Genomic DNA, 17,970 nt, shown 5'->3' on the forward strand with positions numbered 1-17,970 from the left:
TTCAAGCCTTTGAGCAATCAACACTGTCCTAATCTATGTGACTACGGCTATACGTTTTAGTAATAAGTGTTCCAGGGGTCTTGCCATATATCTGAGCAGACTAGTTTGTGCATTAGAGTGCTTTTTCCAGAACTCAACAAGTCTTGCACGACTGATAATGTGCATAAATTTTTAGTACATAGTATTTTTTTATGTGAGTGTTTATTGATCGAACACGAGATTATATTAGCCAATTGCGAAGTTAGGGTGGGGATTAAAATGCCCACCCTACTTACCTAAACTAGCGCCGGTGTATTCACACGCTTAACTTGAGGTGTTGCAACCATCCTCATTCCGGCGGGTGCGGCTAAAGTTAACCCACGGCGCACAGGACGCACAGGACGTTTATTCATTCGCGATACTTGAAATTCTGACAAAACAGTTGCCAAGACGATTTTCATTTCATACTGGGCAAATGCCATCCCTATACAGCGACGATTACCGCCACCAAAGGGTAAATATTCATAAGGTGAATATTGTCTTTCTAAAAAGCGTTCTGGTTTGAACTGTTTGGATTGTGGGTAAACTTCTTCCCGATGATGCGCTAAATAAATGCTAGGGACTATTGCTGTTCCCTCTCGCAGTTCGTAGCCCATAATTGTAATTGGGGTCTTTACTATCCGCGGGAAAGCAGTCATGACAATTGGGTAAAGTCGCAATGTCTCTTGGCAAACTGCTGTCAAATAGGGCAATTTACCTACACTACTCAAATCGTGCTTAACTCCAATGGTGTTGAGTTCCTTTAGCAACTTCTCACGCACCTCTGGTAAACGATCAATCCAGTAAAAAGCCCACGTCAATGCTGAAGCGGTAGTTTCATGTCCCGCAACTAGCAATGTCATTAACTCGTCGTGTAATTCTTCATCTGACATCCCTTGACCATCGTCGTAACGAGCCGCCATCATCAAACTTAGGATATCTTGGCGATTTTGATCGAGTTCAGCCCGACGTTCTCGCAGTAAAGCATAAATCAGTCGATCGATTTTTTGCCGTTGTTGCAGAACCCAACCCCACGGACTCCACGCACCGAAATCTTTTTGCATGAACTGGAAAAAGAAGGCGCTGGACATTATGGGCGAAGTGATAAAGTCTAATAAGTCACTTAGCGATCGCCTCAGTTCTTCAAACAGCTGTCCATCATTCAAACCAAATACAACCCGCAGAATAACACGCAAGGTAATTTCTTGCATCGACTCACGGATCTTAAAAGGCTTACCAATTTGCCATTCATTAGTCACCTGTCGGGTTATTTCCCGAATTTCCTCGCCGTAAGCCCGCATCCTTTCACCATGAAAAGGAGGAGCTAAGAGTTGGCGTTGGCGCTGGTGGCGAGCGCCATCCGCTAACATAAAGGAGCGATCGCCGAGTAAAAATGTTAGTCCTGTGTTCCCCCTCCCAACCTCAAAGTGACTGGAATCAGCAGTAAAAATCTGCTCAAGCGCTTGGGGTTGACTAAAATATACTAGATGGTTATCAGAGCGACTACTCCTGATCGTGAAAGTGTCACCGTAGATTTGGGCAAAATCATCCACATATTTCACTGGCTGAGTAATAAACTTGATCATCCGCAGCCAGCGCGGCATTTGAGGCCCATCGGGCAAATTGTAAGTAGTTGTCATAGAATTTTGTGGAGTTGATGGCTTCTGAATTTTATTGTTACGACTTTTCATGTTACTTAAGGTTACAGAAAGCGGTATATTCATGATTGGGGACTAGAGACTGGAAACTGGGAACTGAAAAGAAGATAAAGAGGATAATAATAACTCTTGTACAGACGCGATTAATCGCGTCTCTCCTAACTCAGCACTCAGCACTCCTAACTCAGCACTCAAGAGGCAGCATCGGAAGTAAGCAGTGCCAAAAATCATCGCTATTCTCAACGGTAAAGGAGGAGTCGGTAAAACGACTACCGCAGTCAATCTGGCTGCAAACTTTGCGAAGAAAAAAAAGGTGCTGCTGATTGATGCAGATATTCAAGGTTCTGCCAGTTGGTGGTTTGGGCGCAGTCAGCAGGGAATGGGATTTGATTTATCTCAAGAAACCGATCCCGCACTTTTAAGTGATTTAGCAAAGATAACAGGTTACGATTTAGTAGTGGTGGATACACCTCCCGCCCTGCGCTCTGAAGCATTAGTGGCGGTAGTTGCGATCGCAGATTATCTAGTTTTGCCTACACCCCCATCTGCAATGGATTTAGCAATCCTCGTGGAAACAGTCAAGGAAGCCGTCATCCCCTTGGGAACCCCCCATCGGGTATTGCTCACCAAAGTCGATACGCGCAGTCTGGGGGAAGCGCAAGAAGCAAAAAATACTCTTACTCGCTTAGGTATTCCTACTTGTAATACCTTCATCCGTGCCTATAAAGCTCATGAACGAGCGGCACTCGAAGGTGTAGCGATTACTCAATGGCGAGGTGGAAACGCACGGGAGGCGGAATTAGACTACCGCCGTGCAGCTGATGAATTACAGCGTGATTGGAGAAAATAATAATGGCTAGGAAACAAAGTCTCTCTGACTTACTACAAGAAGAGGCGCAAAAATTTACACCCCCAGAAGGTGAATCTGCGATCGAAGTTACAGCAGAAAAAATTGTCGAAGAACAAGCTTCAGATGATGAGGAATCGTTAGGACAACCACTTGAGCCAACTTCTACTAAGCGCACAAGTCCCACGAAAGCTGATTTAGAAGCAACTGTCAAAGAGTTGACAAGTAATCTAGAAACAAGCCACAAAAAAGAAGCATCTCTTGAACAAGAAATTACTGATTTGCAATCAAAATTATCTAAACAAAAAACTTTTGTATCCGAACAAAAATCATTACTAGAACAGCTAACAAAAGAACTTGATGAAACCAAAAAAACAGCACTGCAACTTGCAGAAGCAAATTCCCAGCTTATAGAAGAAATTAATTCTTTAAAACAAAAAGCAGCACAAAAAACAGAAGAGAAATCTAAACTTGTTGTCAAAGAAACGAGTGCGATCAAACCAGTAAAAGACCACTACAATCCACTTAACTACAAAAAATCACATCGGTCATCGGAAACACTAGCTCAAAATCAACCACAAAATCAACCAAATGAGTATCCTGAAAGTTCTAATGAGATGTGGTTACTTGACTAGAGTCAGTTAAAGGTTAATGGTACAAATCAAAATCTATGGCACTGCTTCATTTATCTGTCATTCTCGCAGTGCCATTTCTGACACAATTCATTCTTGTGTTGTTGAAGCTTTAGTATATCCTCAAGACAAGCGTTTCCATCGGTTCTTTCCTCTCGAACCCGATGATTTCATCTACCCTTCAGGACGTTCAGAGAAATACATCATCATTGAGATTAGTATGTTTGAGGGACGCACTATTGAAACGAAAAAGAAATTAATTAGGTTGTTGATTTCCCGCTTATCTGAACAAGTTGCAATTGCACCTATAGATATAGAAATCACGATTACAGAAACCCCAAAACACAACTGGGGTATCCGGGGAACAACAGGAGATGAATTAAACCTAAATTACCAAGTGTAAGTGTAAATTTTTGGAGCTTGTAGGGTGGGCATTATAATGCCCACTTTAATGCAAGACAGTTTTGCGTTAGCGTTCGCGTTGGCGAAGCCTCTCGAAGAGAAGCGTCTCGTAGAGAAGCTCACCGGAGGTATCGCTCTAGCTACATTCCCTAAAATTAGGTGAAACATGATTAAAGAAAAAATAGTAGCTATGACAGAAGCCATTAGCAACAGTTGAAAAACTTTCCAGATCCCCGTTACAGAAAAATTATTGAGAGTTGAGCTATCTTTCAACTCGAAAGTCTAAAATATGCTTTGCAGTGATTTGTGGTTGTTCCAAGTGTGGGAGATGACCACAATTTTGAATCCACGTGAGAGTACTATGTGGAATTGCCCTTTTAAATCTCATAGCATCCTTAGTACCCAAAATTCTATCAGAATCGCCCCACAAAATTAGCGTTTGTTGCACAATTTTTGATATGGCTGTGAATCTAAAAGCACTGTAACCACCACTTTTAGTGAATGAAATTACAGCTTGATGCCAACTCGGCATTTGTAAATGTAATGCTCCACAACATAACGCATCAATAGAGGCAAGAGTTTGATTTTTATATCCAATGCGAGAAACGCGATCGCGCACCTTCATATTACTCAAAAACTGAGTTGCTAAATAATCTAATGGGGGAAACATGAATTTGCTCAATGGCGAACCACCCGCTAACCCCGCACTATCAATTAACACCAGCTTTTTGACTGCTTCTGGATAAGCCAGTGTAAAATCAATCGCCGTCGCACCCCCCATCGAAGCGCCCACTAAAATTACAGGTTGGTTAATTAGGCTTTTCCAGAAATAATAAAGATGGGTTTTAATCGCTGTTGGGCTATAGGCAATTCCAGAAAGTCTATCTGTAAACCCAAAACCTAATAAATCCACTGCCCAAGTTTCATTATCTTCAGAAAGTAGTGGCAAAAGCCGCCGAAATTCTAATACAGAACTGTCAAAGCCGTGAATTAATAAAATGGGAGTTCCACCACACCCTTGCTTGACAAATGTTGTAGTAACTGGTTGATTAGTTAAAGGAGTAGCGATCGCAGTTGTTTGAATACTCCGAGCTAGTGCGATCGAAGTAAGTTCTGTGAGTTGCTCAACTGCCGTAGGAAGAAAATTCGGAAACATAAATTTCAGTTTATCGTACTAGCTTGCTTTCACCCATAACTGATTTTGTTAAACGATAAAGTTATACAACCTAAAATGCTCAAGTATTATTTGTAATATATATATAAAATATAAGCTAGGGAATATTAAAATATTCTAACTCCCACAGACGCGACTAATCGCTTACAGGACAGACACAATTAATCGCATCTCTACTCTCCAAAAAAAATATGGCATCAAAGAAAGTTTTCCAAAATGTCAAAATTGGGACTAAAGCCACGTACAATTAAAATCGCTTATCCCTTAATCCAGGAGCTAATGCCATGCCAATGGCGGTTGGCGTAATTGAAACTTTAGGTTTTCCGAGTGTCTTAGCAGCAGCAGATGCAATGGTAAAAGCTGCCGCAGTTACAATTGTGTATTATGGTCAAGCGGAAAGCGCTCGCTTGTTAGTCGCCGTCCGGGGACAGGTTTCTGAAGTAAATAGAGCTGTTGAAGCCGGAATCGCGGCTGGAGAGGAAGTAAAGGTTGGTACAGTAATTACCCACTACATCGTTCCCAATCCTCCAGAAAATGTCGAAACCATATTACCAATCCATTTCACTGAAGAATCAGAACCTTTCCGCATCTTCTAAGCAATTTTGCTATCAAAATCTGTAGCGAAGCTTCGTACAATTAACTTGTAGCCCCCAGTTTGTTCATACAGGAGATTAATAATGTCATTACAGGCAGTTGGAGCACTTGAAACTAAAGGTTTTCCTGCGGTGCTAGCAGCAGCAGATGCTATGGTAAAAGCTGGTCGAGTTACCCTTGTTGGTTATATCAGAGTAGGTAGCGCTCGTTTTACAGTTAATATTCGTGGCGATGTTTCTGAAGTAAAAGCCGCTATGGCTGCCGGTGTTGAAGCCGCAGAAAATGTTTATGGCGGTACACTTGAATCTTGGGTGATTATTCCTCGTCCCCATGAAAACGTTGAAGCTGTTCTACCAATTGCTTATACAGAACAAGTCCAAGGTTATCGAGAATCTGTAGAAAATCCCATTGTTAGATCGAACAATCGATAGATTTAACCCCCTGCGGGGGAATTCAAAACAAAAACTTCCCATAGATGAATTTAAAGAGAAGTTTATTGTCAGGCTTCTGACTATCAAAACTTTAGAGAAATGCATTCCTCCTGTTTTTAGATTTGGCATAAGTTGAATTTTGAAGCAGAGGCAAAGCAAGAGTCAGAGTCAATAGTCAAAACCAATATTGACTGTTGACTATTGATTTTTCGGAATATAAAAGTTTTAAGAATAACTTCCTAATACGAAATGTATAGTTGTGACAGAAGCTAATTTAAAAAAATAAATTTGCCTATCAATCCCTACTATCAACAATAGCGATCGCAGAATATTTGTGTGATGTTGAGGCGGGATACAATGATAGACATGGCTGAGACCCTTGTTTTTGTTAGATATTTTTAGTCTCAGCTTTTTTTGTACTCTTTTTCCCTATTCTCAATAATTCTTTGTCTTCTCTACCAAGTCAATTGCTCTTATTCTTTTCATGGCAAGCTTTTTGCTTTTGCGATCGCCGTCGAACTCACGTTAAATAGAATAGTGAGACTAATTCCACGCTATGCCGATAGTATTTATCTAAAATTTTATACAACGACTTATTAAACAACCTTTTACAGGCTGTTTTACGTATATAGCGTTTACTAATCACATGAGGTACATCATATTCCCCTCCTCGCTTGCGGGGAGGGGGTTGGGGTGGGGTTCTTGTACCTCACTCAACTGAGAACCGCTGTATACGCTTAAGCAAAATCATAAAAGATTACAAAGATGGACTGAACACGATTCAGTTAAAGCCCAATCCTCCTTGAAAAACAGAGAATTAAGCCAATTTATCAGAGGAGTTAGGAAATCTTTAGATCCAAATTTCATGAACACTAGGTATATTGAGATTCAACTAAATATTTTACTACGTAAGGGTTTGTACAGAGTTGAAACTTATACTAGTGAAATAACGTCCAACTTTGAGTTAAATTAGATTCGTTCCTCGGATCTGTTACAAAATGTCAGATTTACCTAATCCATTTTGTGAAAGGTGTATCCTCCACACTTTAAGCAGAGTTCTGTTCTCAACTAAAAAACATAACTTTACAAAAAATTTAAATTGGCATAATGCCCCAAATGCCTGATATACATTGGTTTTTGACTTTTTGAAGTAAAAGCAAAGCATCAATGTAGAAATTTCTGCATAATTTTAATGAATTCAGACGTAATAAAAGTAGAATCACTGAGCTATTTTCATGAAATTCATGAAATTCGTGAAATCTGGGGCAGCTGCCAGTTAAACAATTAGGTGGGACGAATGGGGGTTGTGATGCAAACTTCAAAATTGAGTTTCGAGGAATGCAATCTCACTATGACAATAAATGTGGAAAAACTGGCTCTAGATTGGCAAAAGCGCTTGGCTGGGGAATGTCCAGACCAAAATGAAGCCGCGAGGCAAAGCATTATTCTCTGGCTGTTGGGATCTGACTCAAAACGGTTCGATCTGTATAATCCTAAAGAATTTGATATCGCCAAGCAAGCGATGGAATATCGCTGGAGGATTTTACGTCAACGCTACTTGGGGCTGGGGCGAGAACGTGCTTATCGCAACTTGATAACCCGATTGGGGAGTTTAGTAACATTACGGAATAAGATTCAAACTTGGGTTTCCCTCAGCCGCGATCGCCAGCGCAGTGTGATGGATGTATTACAAGAAGTACTCCAAGAATTACTCCAAAACGACAGCCAGATGCAACAGCAAATGGCTGATATTGCCAAATATACAACCGATAGAAGATTGGGAGATGCTCTGCTATTTGCCAGTTTAGAAGAATATTGTCTGCGACCAGTACGCAATCAGCCCCTATTAGCTTACCGATTTGTGAATTATTTGCGTCGCACTCAGCGCGGTGGTTTAACCCAAGTGCCAGGGCGTGATTTGGTTCGACTAGTGTCAGAAGAAGTTCTCACAGACGACAGTGACAATCGAGTTAACTTAGTCGATAGTCAGGCGATCGCAGAATATCAAGAAGCACAACAAATAGAGGAACAACAGGTGCTGCGCCAGACAGTACAAAAAGAATTTGAAAATTATTTACAAGAAAATCTCGGCGCAGAAGCAGTGGAATGGCTACAGCTGTATCTGCAAGGTAAATCCCAGGAAGAGATCGCCAAAAGGCTGAATAAGCAAACTAAAGAAGTCTACCGTCTGCGAGAAAAAATTAGTTACCATGCTGTACGTGTTTTTGCCCTCAAAGGTAAACCAGAACTCGTAGATAGCTGGCTCTCAATTTCCTTGCAAGAACATAACTTGGGATTAACGCAAAACCAATGGGAGCAACTGGATGATAAATTAACTCCTCTAGGGCGGCAGATCCTAAATTTGCGGAGAGCGGGTAATTCAATAGAAGCCATAGCTCAACAGTTAAAACTCAAAACCCATCAAGTACTAGGCGAATGGACCAAAGTCTATCTTGCAGCCCAAGCTTTAAGAACCCAAGAGTAGCCTGTAGTGGGAAATTCAGCATGGGGGAGTGGGGAGCAGCACTTCGGCTCTTTTCGACTTCGCTACCTCGGCTCCGCTTCCATCAAGTGACTTGTACTGAGCTTGTCCTGAGCGTAGGCGTTGGCGTGGTAACAGAGCGTAGTCGTACCACTTGCCTACGGCACCCTGTGCGAACGTGGAAGCAAGCTACGCGCAACGTCTCGTAGAGAAGGGCATAGTCGAAGTAAGTCGAGATGCTCGGTACAAGTCAAGGCAAGTCGCTCAGTGGCCGAGCAGCAGGGGATACAAGGGCACAAGGAGATAAACAAAACTCAGCACTGGCTCAACCCTAGCTATCCGCTAACAGCACTCTTTTGCCCAATTCTCAGTATTATCCCCAGTCTCTAATCTAAAATTCATCTTCTACTTACATTTACTTAAGTATATATAATTGAAATTTTAACAATTTAACAAAGTATCTTTATTAACTACCTATTGAATTAGAGGCAGAATATAAGTAAACACCAACGAATCAAATCTATGTTGTCTTCAAAGGGCGAACTAAATGATACAGCAGCAAATGGACAGCAAATGCTAACTGCCGCTCAAGCTAAGTGGGAGGAAAAAGGCGATCGCGAACAAATATTCCACCTCATCGATCATCTTTTGTCCTTTGAAGCTTGCCTCTACCACCAAATTTTGCCCTTTGGATTAGAAGATAAAAACCTCTTGCTAGGCATGGTTCATCCACAAGAGAGCGAAGCCCTAGATTACGTTGGTCGTATTTTATCTTCTATCAATTGCACAATGGTGATTGAGGCGATCGCAGCCGATGCCCACCGCAGAATACTATCAGCCTACCTCAACCATAAGAATACATCTCAGCTCGATGCCCAACAAGTGCATCAGTCAACAGTGGACTTTCCCCCAACAAATAGTCCAGCTATGATTGCTGACACACCTAGCCCTTCCCTAAATGCCGACTCGGAATCTAATCAACAACCGATATTAATGGTGTTTCAGACACAAAAGCGTCAAAATTCTGGACAGCGGGTAGACTTGCCTCTTATCCCAGAGCTAGAGCAATCATCTCAATCTACGACGTTCTTCACCCCTATTTCCAGAACTCAAGCGGAAGAGAATTCTGAAACCACATCATCAAACAATTTACCTATTTTTCCCACACAAGCTTCCGAACTACTGAGTCCGATTGAGTTGCTAACGACACTCCCACCAAAAAAATTACTAGAAGAATTACTAGGGCGAATCTTGGCTGGGGGAATTGGTCGGCTGTACTTAGAAAGACAAGCTTACGAAGGCAGAATACTGTGGAGTGACAATGGAGTTTTGCAATCTGTATTAGATAAACTGCCGCTCTCAGTTTTTCAAGGAGTACTGAATGAATTAAAGCGGTTTGCTTCCCTGCCTGTAGCCACGCTTGCAGAGCCAAAACAGGTAGAAAAGGAATACGTGTATCAAAAAAATCGCTTATTATTACGCTTACGAGTCATGCCGGGAATCTACGGCGAAGAGGCAACACTCCAAGTATTGCGGGGAGCAGCATTAAAATTCTATCAACAACAACAATTGACGCGTATAAGCCGCGATGCTTTAGGAATTTCTCAGCAACTAAGTATAAAGTTACATGAACTACAAGAACAACTTTTACTAAATCCTAGCCTTGATTCTCAGCAATTAGAGGCTTTAGTTACCCTGAATCAATTAGTGAAAAATTTAGACCAACAGATCAAAATACTGGCACTAGATAACAATCCACCAACAAAGAGTAAATCATCCGTCAGTAGGTGAAAACGCTGATTTCGTTAGCATACATAATTGTTATGTTGTAATGGAATTCTAGACTGATAAAGCTTAGAGATTCATCTCCAAATAAATACAAATTTTGCGATCGTCTTCTGAGTAAGATTACGGTTTAAACAAACTTAATAGTAGCAAAGTTAGTTTCCCCTCTTAAATCCTATTGTTGCAAATATTTCATGTTAACTGAGGTTTTTAGTGAACTTTTCCCCTTAATGAGTACAGCCAATCCACAGACTTTGGAATGGCTACTCAACGTTGCAATTGAACATGAATACCCATCTGGGCGAGCCGTTGTGATGGAAGATGCCTGGGGTAACGCCGTTTACTTCGTGGTTTCTGGTTGGGTCAAAGTCCGGCGTACCGTCGGGGAAGATTCAGTAGCTTTGGCAATTTTTGGGCGTGGCGATTTTTTTGGAGAAATGGCAATTTTGGATGAATCTCCACGCTCAACTGATGTCATTGCCCTTTCACCCGTGAAGTTGCTTAGTATCTCCAGAGAGCGATTTATTCAAATATTATTTAAAGATCCGCAGTTACATCACCGCATGTTGCAACTGATGGTGCGGCGATTGCGGCAAATTAACGTGCGCTTGCAAATGCGGTCTTCACCACCAGCAGTAAAACTCGCTCATACGCTAGTGACTTTAGGTGAAAGCTATGGTCAGGAATCAGACTTAGGAAGAGAAATTTTTAACATTCCCTTTAAAGATTTAGCAGAGGTGACAGAAATCGGTGTTGAAGAAACCACCAAAATCATGGAAAAGCTGCATGAAAAAGGGTGGATAAAAATTGATAGCGCCAACAATATTACTTATCTTGTGAACTTCAAACAGTTGATGAACTTGGCTGGCAAAGTGTGATTTTTTTATCCGATTCTCTATGAGACGCTCCACGTAGCTTGCTTCTTTTGGATGATGACGAACGAAAGACGGTTTGTGTGCGATGTTAAAAACAAATTTGTCATGATGGGAAAATTACCCATTGATTATTAACTCAGCACGCAAAATGACTGAAGCAACAGCAACTCGCCCCAACGCCTACGCCCAAGAAACTGAGCCAACGATTCATTACCTGGTGGCAATGTCCCAACCAGAAACCCATCTGTTTGAGGTTACTTTACACCTTGCCGATTATTCCTCACCGATTCTCGATTTAAAACTGCCAGTGTGGACACCCGGTTCCTATTTAGTCCGGGAATATGCCAAGAATTTACAGGATTTTGAGGCTTTTGCAGAGAATAAGCCTTTAACTTGGCGGAAGATCGGTAAAAATCACTGGCAGATAGACAAAATAGATGTTTCAGAATTAACTGTACGTTACCGCATTTTTGCCAATGAGCTATCGGTACGAACAAATCACTTAGATAGCAGCCACGGTTATTTTAATGGTGCGGCACTATTTTTTAGAATACCTGGCTGGGATAAGCAACCTATTCGCGTCACCATCGTACCACCACAGCCGGAATGGCAAGTAACTACTGCTTTACCACCCGTTGGTGAAGAAACGAATACTTTCTTAGCTGGCGATTTTGATACTCTAGTGGATACTCCCTTTGAGATTGGTAGCCACCAATTGTATAAATTTGAGGTGTTAGGAAAACCCCATGAATTGGCAATCTGGGGACAGGGAAATTTCCAAGCCCAGCAGATGATTGCTGATATCCAAAAAATTATTCAGGTAGAAGCACAGATGTTCGGCGGTTTGCCATATCAACGATATGTGTTTCTGCTACATTTATTTAGCCAAGCTTTTGGCGGTTTGGAGCATAAAGACTCTTGCTCCTTAATTTACCAGCGTTTTGGATTTCGCGCTCAGGAAAAATATGATCGCTTTCTGCAATTAGTTGCACACGAGTTCTTTCACTTGTGGAATGTCAAGCGAATTCGCCCAAAAGCATTAGAAGTTTTTGATTACGATCAAGAAAACTACACACCATCATTGTGGTTTTGTGAAGGTACTACTAGTTACTACGACTTGTTAATTCCTTTGCGGGCGGGAATTTATGATGTTAAATCATATTTGAATAACTTGAGTAAGGAAATTACCAGATATGAAACTACACCGGGGCGTAAGGTACAACCCGTTTCTGAGTCGAGTTTTGATGCCTGGATAAAACTTTATCGCCCGGATGCCAATAGCGGTAATTCCCAAATTTCCTACTATTTAAAAGGAGAAATGGTATCGTTGTTACTGGATTTGCTGATTCGCTCTACTCACAACAATCAGCGCTCCCTTGATGACGTGATGCTGAAAATGTGGCAGCAATTTGGGCAAGATGAAATCGGCTATACCCCAGAACAGTTACAGGAAGTTATCGAATCTGTTGCCGGAATCGATTTGACTGATTTCTTTAAACGCTACATTGATAGTACTGATGATTTGCCTTTTAATCAGTATTTAGAACCCTTTGGCTTGCAGTTGGTAGCTGAACAGCAAGAAGAACCTTACCTGGGTGTGAGAATAAATACAGAAAATGGGCGGGAGATCGTTAAGTTTGTGGAGACTGGTTCACCTGCACAAGTAGCAGGAATTGATGCAGGTGATGAGTTGTTAGCAATTGATGGGATTAAGGTAACGGCAGGTGGCTTAAGCGATCGCCTGAAAGATTACCAACCCAACGATACCATCCAAGTCGCGGTTTTCCACCAAGATGAACTGCGTACTTATTCCATCACCCTTGCATCACCACGTCCAACTAGATATCAGGTAAAACCTGTTGAACATCCTAACTCCATACAGCAGCAAAACTTTGCTGGATGGCTTGGGGCTGCGATCGCAACAGTTTGATAAAGGGATTGGGCATTGGGCACAAGAGGCAGAGGGGATAAAACTTACTACAACTCCTCTGCTCCCCTGCTCCCCTGCTCCCTTGCTTCTAAGCCGTTCTCACCGCCCCAGAGTAAATCAAACCCCGTTGCAGATCCAGCGTTATAATCGCTCCATCCCGAATCGCCTGCGTTGCCTGCTTCACGCCGACAATCACTGGCACACCGAGACGCAACCCAATTACTGCTGCATGACTTGTGAGACTTTCATCTTCAGTAATAATCCCGGCAGCTTTCCGAATTGCTTCTACAAAATCGGCACTAGTGCGGGGTGCAACCAAAATATCTCCGGGATTAAAGTTACTCACATCCATGCCAGTATTAGCCACGCGTGCGCGACCACTCACTGAACCTTGTCCCAGCCCAATTCCGTGACCTAGTACTGCCGTCACCACCTCTACCTTAATCAAATCTGTAGAGCCAGAAATACCCTGGAGTGTACCAGCCGTCATCACTACTAAATCTCCCTGGGACAGTAACTTAAGTTCTTGAGCCACGTTAATTGCAGCTTGAAATGTCTGACCAGTGGAAGGTAATCCTAGCACCAACAGCGGTTTTACTCCCCACACCATTTGTAGCTGCCGCGCCACATTTACATGGGGTGTCACTGCCAAAATTGGTGTGTGAGGACGAAACTTAGAGACATTGCGGGCTGTTGCCCCCGTTTGCGTTAGGGTCATAATTGCTGCTGCACCTAATTGTTCGGCAATTTGACCGACAGCTTGACTAATCGCATTGGGAATGGAGCGTCGAGCATCTCTCACAGAACGTAGGTTTAGGTGTTGGGCTTCTTCCTGCTCCATACGTTCGGCAATTCGCGCCATCGTCGCCACTGCTTCTACAGGGAAGCTACCCACGGCGGTTTCGTTGGAGAGCATCACCGCGTCTGTGCCGTCTAAAATCGCATTTGCCACATCCGATACTTCAGCACGAGTGGGACGGGGATTGCTCACCATGCTGTCTAACATCTGAGTAGCGGTGATGATGGGAATCCCCAAGCGATTTGCTGTCGCAATTAGCCGCTTTTGGAGTACCGGAACATCTTCTGCTGGCAATTCCACCCCTAAGTCGCCTCTGGCAACCATCACGCCATCACACAAAGCCAGAACCGCTTCCATTTGTTCAATGGCTTCGTGCTTTTCAATTTTGGCAACCACTGGCACTTGCTTGCCTGTACTAGAAATTAGTTCTTTAATTTCGATCATGTCCTGCGGATTGCGGACAAAGGAGAGTGCCACCCAATCGACACCTTGATCTAGACCAAACATTAGATCCTCTCGGTCTTTGTCGGTCATTGCCTTAATTGACAGGTAAACGCCGGGAAAGTTTACGCCTTTGTTGTTGGAAAGTTTTCCAGGCACGGTGACACGACAATGCAAATCACCTTTATCCCGATTAATCTCCTCTACGAGCATTTCTACTCGTCCATCATCGAGGAGGATTTTTGCCCCAACCGGGACTTCTTCGGCTAAATAATCGTAAGTGACGCAGCTAATTTCTTGCGTACCTACCACCGGACGATTTGTCAAGGTGAAGCGATCGCCTTTTGCTAAAACTATAGACCCGTTGTCAAACTTCCCCAAGCGAATTTTTGGGCCCTGCAAGTCTTGGAGAATAGCCACTGGCTGATTTAATTCAAAAGCGGTTTGCCGAATTAAGCGAATACTACGCTGATGGTCGGCATGAGTTCCGTGGGAGAAGTTTAGCCGCAGCGTCGTGGCTCCCGCTTCAATAATCGCCTTGAGCATTTCAGGACTGCTAGTGGCGGGGCCAATAGTAGCGACAATTTTTGTCCGGCGCAGAGAATCTCGTAATTGCATAGGGGCTGAAGTTAGGGAGCTATCTGGGAAGTCATCGTAACTTAAGTGGCATCTCCTTTTCAGTCACTGCTATATCAATAAGATATAAGCAGTTAGATGAGGGTTTATGGGAGAGTGGGGGCTGTGGGATAGACTAGATATAGTACATCAATCTTGTATCCATCCCCCCAACGAAGGAGTTTATTCCATCAACTTCTTGCCGATTGTCATACCCCACTTATCAGTAAAGACTAGGCTTCGTCTGGAATCATAGCGTTATTCATCTGCTGATATGCAAAGCTGTGGATAAATATTGCTATACAAAACTTTGCAAAACTTTATTATTCACTAATATTTATCGTATATTCGTAATGTCTGCTCAAGAAGGAGTCAATGTTAGAGATGATCGCATCGGAGGCACAAAAGCCACTGACAATCCCACCCAAGGAATTTTTAGCGCCTCCTGGTGATTTTAATCCGACGCTGCTGTTGTTTTCTGTAGCTGTATCCATGCTGGTGTTATCCAACTTTGGTTACTGGCTTTGGGAATGGCCTCACTGGCTATGTTTTTGCGTTAACACGATTGCCTTGCATTGTGCCGGAACAGTAATTCATGATGCCTGTCACCAATCTGCCCATCGCAACCGGGTGATGAATGCGATGTTAGGGCATGGCAGTGCGTTGATGCTAGCTTTTGCGTTTCCGGTATTTACGCGGGTGCATTTACAGCATCATGGACATGTTAATCATCCTAAAGACGACCCAGATCATTATGTCTCTACGGGTGGGCCACTGTGGCTGATTGCAGTGCGGTTTTTGTACCACGAGGTGTTTTTCTTTCAACGGCGACTGTGGCGTAAATATGAGCTATTAGAATGGTTCATCAGCCGCTTAATTATCGGGGTAATTGTTTATATCTCAGTGCAATACCACTTTTTGGGTTACATTCTCAATTTTTGGTTTATACCAGCTTTTGTGGTGGGCATAGCACTAGGACTATTTTTTGACTATTTGCCCCATCGTCCTTTTGCCGAGCGCGATCGCTGGAAAAATGCTCGCGTCTATCCTAACCCGATTCTCAATATCCTGATTATGGGGCAGAATTATCACTTAATTCATCATTTGTGGCCTTCTATTCCTTGGTATAATTACCAGCCTGCGTATTATGTGATGAAGCCCTTGTTAGATGAAAAAGGATGTTATCAAACTTCAGGATTGTTGCAAAAAAAGGACTTTTTTGAGTTTGTTTACGACATCTTTTTAGGAATTAGATTTCATCATCAAAAAGAATAGAGTTATTGCATAGAGCGATCGCTTGCTTACGGCTGACACTAGGAAAGTGATCTAGAAACTCATCCAGTGAGTCACCTGCTTTCAGATAATTGAGCAAGGTTTTTATCGGCACACGAGTATCTATAAAAATAGGAGTTCCCCCAATATATCGGGGTCGCTATGAACAACACGCGATCTGAATGTCATATAAGCTTGTCTGCGACAGACTACCTTCTGAACCTAGCTCTGGTTGTCTTGGAAATCTCAGCATATATGCCATTGTCCCCTTGCAAAGTGCGATCGCTAACTGACAAAACTGCATCATGACCAACGCTAGCCTGCTGGCAGATACCTTAACATAGAAGCAAATACGATATCTTAATTATGGAAACTTGAAATGGATGCTTTAGTCCAAGAACTCGACACAAAACTACGTCAATGGCAACCTGACATTGCTCGACAAGTGCGGCAATGCCTTGTAGAGATTATTGAACTGGCAGACCAGGATGCTCTAGATATTCTTCGTTCCAGAGTGGTTGAACAAGAAGTATTGGATTTGATTGATGAACCTGAAACCTGGTGAAGTCTGGCTGGTCGATTTAGGACTTGCAGCCAAGACGCGTCCTGTGGTCGTTGTGTCTCGCTATGATCCCACTCCACCCCGCGCTTTAGTTCTCTATGTACCAGTAACTACGCAAAATCGGGGTAGCGCATACGAAGTTGAACTGCCTGCATTGCATTTTTTACGACAAGGCTCTGTTGCTAATCTTCAAGGTCTAGGTTCAATTCCTGCTGCAAGACTGGAGCGTAAACTGGGCGAACTGCCAGATGAAACATTACTCAAAATCAAACAAGCTTTGATGTTTGCTCTGGATTTGGAAATTGAGGAACAGCATGAGGATTCAAGAGATGTGGATAACACTTTATAGTAGGCTACCAATTACTCAAGAATAAAACGGAGTATAGATACATCTATAACTCCGTTCACTAACAATTACATAGGTTTAAAGAGTTTTACCCTTCTGCCTCTTCTAGCTCATAGTTGGATGAACAAAACATAGCGCCGACAGCCTCATCGTGTCTTTCCCAACCTTCTTCCCAAGCTTCAATTGCTTTTTCAGCTCCATACTCACCAACTTTTTGACCTGCTGCTGTAGCTGCTGCTGTTCCAAATGCTACTACTACTCCTGTTGCAATGGTTGATAAAGGCTCTGCCATTCACATAAGATCACACTAATCATGTCCGTCGGCTGGAATTGATTCTCACCAAAAAAAATAGAGTTTTTACATAAAGCGATGCCTACGGCGGGCTACGCCAACGCCTCCAAAGCGATAGCGATGCCCAATTCCCATAATTGAAAATCCTGCCAAACGATGTGAAGGTTTCAAACTCAGGGATGATGAGTAATTAGCAATTAAATTGACAAAATCACACTATAAAGAGTGATATTAAGCGATAAATAGCGCTTATAAAGGACTAACGGGCATGATTAAATCTTGGATGGTGATTGGGGGCGTGGCTTTCTTGGTTGCTTTAGCCGCGAACGTGATTACACCTAGCGATCGCCAATGGTTCAAGCGTTTACAACGACCGAGATGGCTAACTTTTGAGGGCGCAATTCCGATTATTTGGACTGTAATATTTATTTGCGGTGCTTGGTCAGCTTATATTGTCTGGGAAAAAGACCCAGGAAGCACCTCAACCTGGTTAATTATGGGTTTATATCTGCTATTAGAAATAGTTACTATTGCCTATACGCCTGTAATGTTTAAGCTTCGTAGTCTAAAAGTGGGCACAATTCTTGGTGGCACAGGTTTTATAATTAGTGCTTTATTGATACTTGCAGTTTTAAGTATTTCTGGTTGGGCAGCATTGCTATTAGTTCCTTATTTGCTGTGGAGTCCCATTGGTACTTATACCACTTGGCAGATGATCCGTCTCAATCCTCAAGATGCCTAAGATTCGCACCAGGGAATGATTAAACATCTAGCCTAAATTGTCAAACTTGCAGTGTATGACTTGACAAAATACA

Annotated in this window: 17 protein-coding genes and 1 pseudogene; 13 read left to right on the top strand and 5 right to left on the bottom strand. The window is 42.6% G+C overall.

The annotated features are described in order from the left end of the window. Nucleotides 1–275: 275 nt before the first annotated feature. Nucleotides 276–1,658, bottom strand: a complete 1,383-nt coding sequence (locus tag RMY27_RS18015) for a cytochrome P450 (RefSeq protein WP_322665479.1) — start codon at nucleotides 1,656–1,658, stop codon at nucleotides 276–278. Nucleotides 1,659–1,893: 235 nt separating this feature from the next. Here RMY27_RS18015 and RMY27_RS18020 point away from each other — a divergent pair, with 235 nt between their 5' ends. The 3 genes from RMY27_RS18020 to RMY27_RS18030 are packed head-to-tail and all read left to right on the top strand — an operon-like array spanning nucleotide 1,894 to nucleotide 3,558. Continuing rightward, nucleotides 1,894–2,526, top strand: coding sequence for a ParA family protein (locus RMY27_RS18020; RefSeq protein ID WP_099102086.1), 633 nt, complete (start codon nucleotides 1,894–1,896; stop codon nucleotides 2,524–2,526). Nucleotides 2,527–2,528: 2 nt separating this feature from the next. Beyond that, nucleotides 2,529–3,158, top strand: a complete 630-nt coding sequence (locus RMY27_RS18025) for a hypothetical protein (protein WP_322665482.1) — start codon at nucleotides 2,529–2,531, stop codon at nucleotides 3,156–3,158. Between the two features lie 16 nt (nucleotides 3,159–3,174). After that, nucleotides 3,175–3,558 (top strand): tautomerase family protein, encoded by a 384-nt coding sequence (locus RMY27_RS18030; protein ID WP_322665484.1) that lies wholly within the window; start codon nucleotides 3,175–3,177, stop codon nucleotides 3,556–3,558. A 261-nt stretch (nucleotides 3,559–3,819) separates the two neighbouring features. Here RMY27_RS18030 and RMY27_RS18035 read toward each other — a convergent pair whose 3' ends face one another. Beyond that, on the bottom strand, nucleotides 3,820–4,713 hold the full coding sequence (locus RMY27_RS18035; RefSeq protein WP_322665485.1) for an alpha/beta hydrolase: 894 nt from the start codon (nucleotides 4,711–4,713) through the stop codon (nucleotides 3,820–3,822). Nucleotides 4,714–5,015: 302 nt separating this feature from the next. On the opposite strand from RMY27_RS18035, the gene RMY27_RS18040 reads away from it, so the two are divergent. The 6 genes and pseudogenes from RMY27_RS18040 (at nucleotide 5,016) to RMY27_RS18065 (ending at nucleotide 12,828) form a co-directional block, all read left to right on the top strand. Beyond that, the gene (locus tag RMY27_RS18040; RefSeq protein WP_322665486.1) at nucleotides 5,016–5,327 is read left to right on the top strand and encodes a BMC domain-containing protein; all 312 of its coding nucleotides are present in this window, start codon (nucleotides 5,016–5,018) and stop codon (nucleotides 5,325–5,327) included. 81 nt (nucleotides 5,328–5,408) lie between these two features. Continuing rightward, the gene (locus tag RMY27_RS18045; RefSeq protein WP_012409276.1) at nucleotides 5,409–5,756 is read left to right on the top strand and encodes a carbon dioxide-concentrating mechanism protein CcmK; all 348 of its coding nucleotides are present in this window, start codon (nucleotides 5,409–5,411) and stop codon (nucleotides 5,754–5,756) included. 1,297 nt (nucleotides 5,757–7,053) lie between these two features. After that, nucleotides 7,054–8,241, top strand: coding sequence for a HetZ-related protein 2 (locus RMY27_RS18050; protein WP_322665487.1), 1,188 nt, complete (start codon nucleotides 7,054–7,056; stop codon nucleotides 8,239–8,241). Between the two features lie 1,227 nt (nucleotides 8,242–9,468). After that, a pseudogene (locus RMY27_RS35530) lies at nucleotides 9,469–10,029 on the top strand (pilus assembly protein PilB); the annotation flags it as partial. A gap of 188 nt (nucleotides 10,030–10,217) precedes the next feature. After that, a complete protein-coding gene (locus RMY27_RS18060) occupies nucleotides 10,218–10,901 on the top strand; it encodes a Crp/Fnr family transcriptional regulator (protein WP_099101639.1) in 684 nt (227 codons plus the stop codon). 145 nt (nucleotides 10,902–11,046) lie between these two features. Next, nucleotides 11,047–12,828: a M61 family metallopeptidase gene (locus tag RMY27_RS18065; RefSeq protein WP_322665492.1), complete on the top strand. Its 1,782-nt coding sequence runs from the start codon at nucleotides 11,047–11,049 to the stop codon at nucleotides 12,826–12,828. Nucleotides 12,829–12,916: 88 nt separating this feature from the next. On the opposite strand, the gene pyk is transcribed toward RMY27_RS18065, so the two are convergent. Then, nucleotides 12,917–14,686 (bottom strand): pyruvate kinase, encoded by a 1,770-nt coding sequence (pyk, locus tag RMY27_RS18070; RefSeq protein ID WP_322665494.1) that lies wholly within the window; start codon nucleotides 14,684–14,686, stop codon nucleotides 12,917–12,919. Between the two features lie 381 nt (nucleotides 14,687–15,067). Here pyk and crtR point away from each other — a divergent pair, with 381 nt between their 5' ends. After that, nucleotides 15,068–15,958: a beta-carotene hydroxylase gene (crtR, locus tag RMY27_RS18075; protein ID WP_322665611.1), complete on the top strand. Its 891-nt coding sequence runs from the start codon at nucleotides 15,068–15,070 to the stop codon at nucleotides 15,956–15,958. Here crtR and RMY27_RS18080 read toward each other — a convergent pair. Next, the gene (locus tag RMY27_RS18080; RefSeq protein WP_322665495.1) at nucleotides 15,933–16,070 is read right to left on the bottom strand and encodes a DUF433 domain-containing protein; all 138 of its coding nucleotides are present in this window, start codon (nucleotides 16,068–16,070) and stop codon (nucleotides 15,933–15,935) included. The two genes, crtR and RMY27_RS18080, sit on opposite strands and share 26 nt — an antisense overlap. Nucleotides 16,071–16,334: 264 nt before the next feature. On the opposite strand from RMY27_RS18080, the gene RMY27_RS18085 reads away from it, so the two are divergent. Beyond that, nucleotides 16,335–16,520, top strand: a complete 186-nt coding sequence (locus RMY27_RS18085; protein WP_322665497.1) for a hypothetical protein — start codon at nucleotides 16,335–16,337, stop codon at nucleotides 16,518–16,520. After that, on the top strand, nucleotides 16,501–16,866 hold the full coding sequence (locus RMY27_RS18090; protein ID WP_322665499.1) for a type II toxin-antitoxin system PemK/MazF family toxin: 366 nt from the start codon (nucleotides 16,501–16,503) through the stop codon (nucleotides 16,864–16,866). The genes RMY27_RS18085 and RMY27_RS18090 overlap by 20 nt, the downstream gene beginning before the upstream one ends. 85 nt (nucleotides 16,867–16,951) lie before the next feature. Here the strand turns inward: RMY27_RS18090 and RMY27_RS18095 are convergent, their stop codons facing one another. Next, complete coding sequence (locus tag RMY27_RS18095) at nucleotides 16,952–17,155, bottom strand: hypothetical protein (protein WP_322665501.1); 204 nt, start codon at nucleotides 17,153–17,155, stop codon at nucleotides 16,952–16,954. A gap of 268 nt (nucleotides 17,156–17,423) precedes the next feature. On the opposite strand from RMY27_RS18095, the gene RMY27_RS18100 reads away from it, so the two are divergent. Further along, nucleotides 17,424–17,897, top strand: coding sequence for a TspO/MBR family protein (locus RMY27_RS18100; RefSeq protein ID WP_322665503.1), 474 nt, complete (start codon nucleotides 17,424–17,426; stop codon nucleotides 17,895–17,897). Nucleotides 17,898–17,970 lie beyond the last annotated feature (73 nt).

It is taken from the genome of Nostoc sp. DedQUE09, assembly GCF_034530915.1.
In the GTDB taxonomy this organism is placed as follows: Bacteria; Cyanobacteriota; Cyanobacteriia; order Cyanobacteriales; family Nostocaceae; genus Nostoc.